At 39.2% G+C, this 6,212-nt stretch carries 8 protein-coding genes and 1 other RNA gene; 4 read left to right on the top strand and 5 right to left on the bottom strand.

Annotated features, from left to right (window positions below):
• On the top strand, nucleotides 1–113 hold a 113-nt coding region (locus KNQ03_RS11305), incomplete at its 5' end, for an IS3 family transposase (protein WP_214724771.1).
• A gap of 226 nt (nucleotides 114–339) precedes the next feature.
• On the opposite strand, the gene KNQ03_RS11300 is transcribed toward KNQ03_RS11305, so the two are convergent.
• Together KNQ03_RS11300 and KNQ03_RS11295 are read right to left on the bottom strand one after the other, a co-directional pair.
• On the bottom strand, nucleotides 340–849 hold the full coding sequence (locus KNQ03_RS11300; protein WP_251140289.1) for a hypothetical protein: 510 nt from the start codon (nucleotides 847–849) through the stop codon (nucleotides 340–342).
• A 139-nt stretch (nucleotides 850–988) separates the two neighbouring features.
• Nucleotides 989–1,714, bottom strand: a complete 726-nt coding sequence (locus KNQ03_RS11295) for a hypothetical protein (protein ID WP_214724726.1) — start codon at nucleotides 1,712–1,714, stop codon at nucleotides 989–991.
• Nucleotides 1,715–2,489: 775 nt separating this feature from the next.
• On the opposite strand from KNQ03_RS11295, the gene KNQ03_RS11290 reads away from it, so the two are divergent.
• The 3 genes from KNQ03_RS11290 (at nucleotide 2,490) to KNQ03_RS11280 (ending at nucleotide 3,707) form a co-directional block, all read left to right on the top strand.
• Entirely contained in the window at nucleotides 2,490–2,729 is a 240-nt protein-coding gene (locus KNQ03_RS11290; RefSeq protein ID WP_214724725.1) for a hypothetical protein, read from the top strand.
• Between the two features lie 198 nt (nucleotides 2,730–2,927).
• The gene (locus KNQ03_RS11285; RefSeq protein WP_214724723.1) at nucleotides 2,928–3,398 is read left to right on the top strand and encodes a hypothetical protein; all 471 of its coding nucleotides are present in this window, start codon (nucleotides 2,928–2,930) and stop codon (nucleotides 3,396–3,398) included.
• Nucleotides 3,399–3,707 carry a hypothetical protein gene (locus tag KNQ03_RS11280; protein WP_214724721.1) on the top strand — a complete coding sequence of 103 codons (309 nt, stop codon included), beginning with the start codon at nucleotides 3,399–3,401 and terminating at the stop codon, nucleotides 3,705–3,707.
• 51 nt (nucleotides 3,708–3,758) lie between these two features.
• Here KNQ03_RS11280 and KNQ03_RS17275 read toward each other — a convergent pair whose 3' ends face one another.
• The 3 genes from KNQ03_RS17275 to rnpB form a co-directional block, all read right to left on the bottom strand.
• A complete protein-coding gene (locus KNQ03_RS17275) occupies nucleotides 3,759–4,247 on the bottom strand; it encodes a peptidoglycan-binding protein (protein WP_214724769.1) in 489 nt (162 codons plus the stop codon).
• A gap of 280 nt (nucleotides 4,248–4,527) precedes the next feature.
• A complete protein-coding gene (locus tag KNQ03_RS11270; protein ID WP_214724719.1) occupies nucleotides 4,528–5,673 on the bottom strand; it encodes a THUMP domain-containing class I SAM-dependent RNA methyltransferase in 1,146 nt (381 codons plus the stop codon).
• A gap of 111 nt (nucleotides 5,674–5,784) precedes the next feature.
• Nucleotides 5,785–6,158: RNase P RNA component class B (rnpB, locus tag KNQ03_RS11265), an RNA gene on the bottom strand.
• Nucleotides 6,159–6,212: the final 54 nt, after the last annotated feature.

Raw genomic sequence — 6,212 nt, 5'->3', positions numbered from 1 at the left:
AGGTCCGAGAGATGGTCGGGGACTACATCAGCTATTACAACTACGAACGCGGTCAATGGAACCTAAAAAAGATGACCCCGAAACAATATCGGGACCATCTGATCGCAGCATAGAAAACGTGGTCTTTTTATTAAACTGTCCATTTTACGGGGCTCAGTTCATTAATCACGCGTTGTTCTTTTTATGTATATTCTTCTCGTTGAAAAGATCACTTTCTATGTAATAAATATTATATATTTTAAAAACATAATAATAATTGCCAAAAAGGTGAAATTCAAATAACAGACATAAGCACCTATAAAGAATAGGTACTTATGTCTAAAAAGTATATGAATGATATTAGCTTTTTTCTCTTTTAACGTCTTCAACTGTCTTAAAAATTCGAGAGTAAACGTTATTGATATTCTTCTCGTTCACTACATCATCATTCAAACCGTACTCCCAGTAACGATATGAACTTTTCTTTTCTTTTAGATAGCCTGAGGCATAGGAATGATTCAATTCACTTGCTTCTTTGTAAGACAGTCCTTCAGTTACAAATGGCAAAAATCCTTTTGTAGTTTGAAGGAAGAAAATTGGTATTTTGAGATTATCATAAACAGTTACATATTTTTCGTCATCTGCCTTTTTCAAATTACCTTTTGTAATGAATACAGCATCAAAGTTAGAAGAAACTTTTTTTGTATCTTTCAACTGTTCCAACGATAAAGCTTCAAACTTAATATTTTCTTTTTGAATATGAGGTTTTTCTCCAACTATACCTATCTTTAAGTAAGCACCATTATTTAAAGATGCATTTTCTTCTTTTGAGGTTTCTGTACTACATCCTGATAGTGCAAGTGCAGTCATAAGAGAGCATAGATATATATTTTTCATTAGAAGATCCTTTCATTTCAATTAGCAAAATAAAAAATACAAGCAGTTAATTACTTTACCTTAAAATAAATACAGTAGGTTTTCATTAATCCGAAATTACTATAGCAACATTTCAAAAACGAGTATAGCCTGTTTTATAAATATACTTATAATGATTCGATGTGTGCGATGCATTAAACTCTATCGAAGCCGCTTTATCAATCCCAAGATTTACAGAGCCACCTCCAGTAGTTGATCCATTGTCGAAAAAGTCACCATTAACAATCCAATAAATTCGATTTGCGTCCTCTAACTTCGTATATACATCCCCACCAAATTGTTTAGATCTTCCAGTTCCAAGATGTGCTCTATTCATAGATACGTTTAGTATTTTTTTTATTGCTCTAAAACTAGTACCACCCTCATTTGTTTGGCAATAAAAATTGAGTGATGGTTTGTATGTACTAGTTACAGTAAATCTCGTGTTAATTGTTCGATAAGTAGCTGACGTCGCAGCAACTGCTTGCGATGTTGCCATAGTCCTTACTAAACCTTTTGTAATAGCATTTGAAGAATTTTTAACCATTGGATTTTGTGTATTCGAGATAATTTCTCTTGCAGCTTGAGTTTCGGAAATCCCTTGCTCATCAGATATCTGTTCCACTACTTGATTGAATGTTAACACATCACTTACCACTGTATCTTGATCTGAACTGTTTATGTCAATTAATCCTTCATTCTGTGAATTCGTAACATCGTTTATTGTCGATGTATTGTTTTCTGCAAACACAGGAACTGATACTGATGAAATAAGGCCCCCTATTAACAAACTAGTAATTAATGGTTTTTTTAAAATCATAATGAAAACTCCCTTTGCGTGTAATTTATGCCCAAAAAAAGTATATTTTTTGTACAATCACATTATTAGCACTTTTCTTAGTGATGTCAATTCATTCTTCAGTTGAATTTTTAATGATAAAAATCACTATTCAATCACTTTTGTGTAAGTTTATATATAGAAAATCAAATGCAAAAAATAATGTTTTTATACTTTCTACTGATCATTTAACTGATATGAAATATAAGGCGTTGCAGTCCTTATTATTCAAATAAAATGTTGAATATTTCTTTTTAAATAATCTTAGCATATAAAATATCGAGCGTTTTAAAATTGGTATTTTTTAGAATTTATTTTTTTTGTCTTTTGTGTGAACTAGTTTACTAAAATTTTTATAGTATATTAGTGTAGAAGTTAATATTCAATCACTATGAAATAATTTATAAGTCCAACAGAACAAAAAAACCACTCTAATGAGTGGTTTTGAAAAATCTAGATTCAGCACTATCTTATTCACTATTTTGTACCTTAAAAATTAATTGACCATTATGAATCGATTAAGCCTGAGGACGTTTCCGACATAAACCATAGTATTGATAGAACTATAATATACTTTTTTATTATACACTCACATGCATTTTAGTACTCGAAGAGGAGTACTTAACTATATGTCAGTATATCTTATATATCCTTGACTATGCAATGGACTGTGCAATGAGTGTTTAAAACTCACGGGATGCAATGAGTGTGTTTCTAAGTGTCTTCTATGTGGTACAAATCCACAAATTTATGAAGTGTGCAGCTACTCCTCGCGGGAACGGGAGGCAGTGAAAAAATCAAGATATTACTACTTGGGGAAAATCAACTATCAATCACTGGGGATGTTATTGAAATCAAACGCGTCGTCGATACACTCACGACCGGTAGTCAAGTTGATCTATTGCTCAAAACGTCTTGCATGAAAAAAATCAATGTCATCCTTCCAAATAATCGAGATATCGTCACGAATGAGCAAGTTACTTTCATTTTTGACTAATAAACGGGAAAGGGGTGGTTCCCTTTCGCGAGTTCCAGTCAACACACCCTTCCGACTTCGCCAGACCTTTCCCTGGATTCCCTTATGGGAGAGTCTTAATAACATCATTGATTATCCATATTTACCGAATTAAAAAATGTTTAAAATCCCCTGAATTTTTCTTGTTTTTAAAATAATGACATATTAAGGAGTAAATACATGAACGAATTGATTAAAGGCACTATCGAAATATCTTCTGCGATCGGAGCGGTTTGGGCAGCAATTGCGGCACAAAAATCAGCTAGCACTAGCGCTAAGCAACTAAACACACAAATTAAAGAACAGGAAAAAATTGAGCGCCCCAGAATAGCTCCTTTAAATAAACAGTTATCAGTCGAAATTCCCTTCCCTTTAGTAGACTGGTCAAGAAATGCTCAAAATCAACTTAATTTACTTGTAGGATATTCGAAATTTAGTGAATTTACTATTCCGGTAATCAATACAGGTAAATCGTTTGCTCTCAATGTAGGTTACTATTATGAACTAGAAGGCGGTATAGATGCAATTGAAGACAAGGCTTACGATGATCATTCTATAATCGGTCCAAGTCCTGAAGAAAGAATGCAAGACCTAGAGCAATTCGAATTTAATATAAGAGCTATCGATTCTAGACCATCTCCAAATAGATGAATGCAGTTTATTGCCGAGGTAGTGTTTTATATTAGTTATGTTCCAATCATTCAAAGTAATGCAACAGAACAAATTCAAATACCTAGTTATTTTGTTGCTTTAAGCAATGTTTATTTACTTAATTGTTGGGATGAGAAAAACAGTGAATTGATTAATCCAAAATTGATCCTAACATTTTTTTATAAAGATCAATTTAACAATGAGCATGAGGATAAATTCAGAATGCGCTTAGGCAACCAAATGAGTCAAAAAGATTCTATTACAAAAGCATGGATTGAATTCGAGCCAATAAAACAAAACAAAGAATAAACCCTGTCACCTTGATAGGGTTTATTCTTTGTTTCTTAAAATTTTTATTATTTAAAATAAAGTATTCCATATTGCAAGACCGACAACACCATCTGCATCAAGTATCTTAAGCTTCTGATATGAGCTGACCTTTGACTCCGTTTGCTTGTCGAACTTGCCTGTGACGAATGCCCCGACCGCGCGTTGAATACGCTCTACGTCCTTCTGCTTCATCCCTTTTGCTCCGACATACAACGGTTTTCCTGGATATGTCACGATCGCGTTCCCATTACCTTGCGTCGGCTTCGGGTTAGCTTTAGGCTTTGAAGTCGGTGCGGATCCAAGTACTTCGTCCGTATCTCCTTTGTACTCATACTGTAGGTGAGGCGAGTCGATGAATGTTTCATCTCGTTGGTTTCCGTCAGAGTCCCAATCCCCACCCCATGTGAATCCGAGACGCTGCGCTTCTTTGATCGTCTTCTGGATATTTGAAGCATTATAGCCATTCCACACTGCTTTGCCATCTTTGACCGGTACAAAATCGAGTGCTTTCCCAACGATATGGTCTGTGACGCTTCAGAATTAACGTCAGCGCGTTGTCCCGCTTCTGTATGGCGAGCATCGTATACCAATACTTCAATCAGGAACGACTCGGTCATGCCGATGCAACGTTGACGATGGATACGTACGCTCACATATTGCACACTATGCAATCCGATACGGCGACGCAATTCGAACAGCTTTTGAAATGCAAAAAACCGCTCAAAAGAGCGGTTCGTAAGGAAATTTCCGATTTTCGCAACAAGCGTGCAATACGATTTCGGCAAATACTAGAAATCATTTAAGCCTGCGGTCTTTTCCGACGCAAACCATAGTACTGATAGAATTGAACTTCGATATTCCCGTTATACAGCTTTCGGCGCTTCGTCGCCGGGCGACCGTACGCTTTTTCGAACTCAACATACGACGTGATCATGTAGACGCTGTAGTATGGGAATTCTTTATACGCCGTACCAATCTTGCGGTACAGCTGATGGACTTCACGTGCGTCCTCGAGACGCTCCCCGTACGGCGGGTTCCCGATGATGACACCGAAATCTTCCTTCGGTTTGAAGTCTGCTGCGTCGCGTTGCATGACGTTGATTGCATCGCGGACGTCTGCGAGTTCTGCGTTTGTTTTCGCGAGCTTGACCATCTCTGGATCGACATCGCTTGCGTAAATCTTCAATGGTTTGTCCCACTCGGCTTTTTCATTCGCTTCCTTGATTGCATCGAACCACGCCTTCTTCGGAATGCATTTCCATTCCTGTGAGACGAACTCGCGGTTGATCCCTGGTGCGATATTACGCCCGATCATCGCTGCTTCGATCGCAAGCGTACCTGAACCGGTAAAGACGTCGTAGAGCGGCATATCCGGCTTCCAGTTCGTCAGCATCAGCATCGCTGCTGCCATCGTCTCTTTGAGTGGAGCGGCCGAGTGGAACTCACGGTAGCCACGTTTGTGTAACGCGTCGCCAGACGTATCGATCGTTAATGTCGCGATGTCTTTTAACAAAGCAACTTCGATCGGATAGCTCGCGCCTGTCTTCGGTAACCATTCCGTTCCTTTGTTGTACTGTTCTTGCATGTGCGAGACGATCGCTTTCTCGGTGATCTTCTGGCAGTCACGGATCGAGAAGAGCTTCGACTTGACCGAACGACCGTTGACGATGAAGTTTGCATCCCACGGCATCAATTCGTGCCACGGCAGTGCCTTGACTTGATCGAACAATTTTTCGAATGTGGTCGCGCGGAACTCAGCGACGACGAGTTTGATCCGGTCCGCTGTCCGAAGCCACATGTTTAAACGAGGAATGTCCTCCATCTCACAATCGATGTAGACCTTTCCGTCCTCGACCGTACATTCATATCCTAACGCACGGACTTCTTTTGCGACGAGCGCTTCGATTCCCATCGCCGCTGTCGCGATGACTAAGCGTTTTGTCATATCGCGTTCACTCCTTTATTGTTTCTTCCACTGAATCGTTTCATTGCAATAAAAAAAGAGCCCAGGGTGGACCTGGACTCTCGTTCAACTTAAAAATAACAGCCTATGTGGTCCTGTAAGCCATGTTCTGTTCCTTAGTGTTCCAAACGGTTTGACCCTCACACGCAGGCGACAATCATCTATCTCCGTATTTGCATACGCTCTCCTTCGCGTTCAGTTCCGCTCCGGAAATTCCCCTACCAAATTTGGGTTTCTCGCTCGTGGGGTTTACCTCGTTCCACCTTCATGGTTTCCCATGAAGCTCCGTCACTGTGGCACCTTCAAGAAGTTTCGGCCCTATCCGAAGACTTAGGCGTTCCTTCTGCCGTCAGCTTGACGCTGCCTACACTTATCTTTTTGTGTAGCACGATCACTACAGCCATCGCAGGCTGTGCGAGCATGGACTTTCCTCAAAGCACCGAAATGCCCCGCGATTGTCCGAACCAACATAGTCACTGCTTATGAGTGTAGCGTAGATGCCGCTTTCCTGCAAGAGGCAA

The organism is Exiguobacterium sp. s143 (assembly GCF_018618895.1).
GTDB classification, from domain to species: Bacteria; Bacillota; Bacilli; order Exiguobacteriales; family Exiguobacteriaceae; genus Exiguobacterium_A; species Exiguobacterium_A abrahamii.
The sequence above is the reverse complement of the archived record's forward strand: the minus strand, read 5'-3'. Positions and strand labels throughout refer to the sequence as shown.

Bases quoted from the DNA above. Each gene is read 5' to 3' on its own strand.
- KNQ03_RS11300 (WP_251140289.1), bottom strand. From the start codon at position 849: ATGACTGCACTTGCACTATCAGGATGTAGTACAGAAACCTCAAAAGAA.
- KNQ03_RS11295 (WP_214724726.1), bottom strand. From the start codon at position 1,714: ATGATTTTAAAAAAACCATTAATTACTAGTTTGTTAATAGGGGGCCTT.
- KNQ03_RS11285 (WP_214724723.1), top strand. From the start codon at position 2,928: ATGAACGAATTGATTAAAGGCACTATCGAAATATCTTCTGCGATCGGA.
- KNQ03_RS11280 (WP_214724721.1), top strand. From the start codon at position 3,399: ATGCAGTTTATTGCCGAGGTAGTGTTTTATATTAGTTATGTTCCAATC.
- KNQ03_RS11270 (WP_214724719.1), bottom strand. From the start codon at position 5,673: ATGACAAAACGCTTAGTCATCGCGACAGCGGCGATGGGAATCGAAGCG.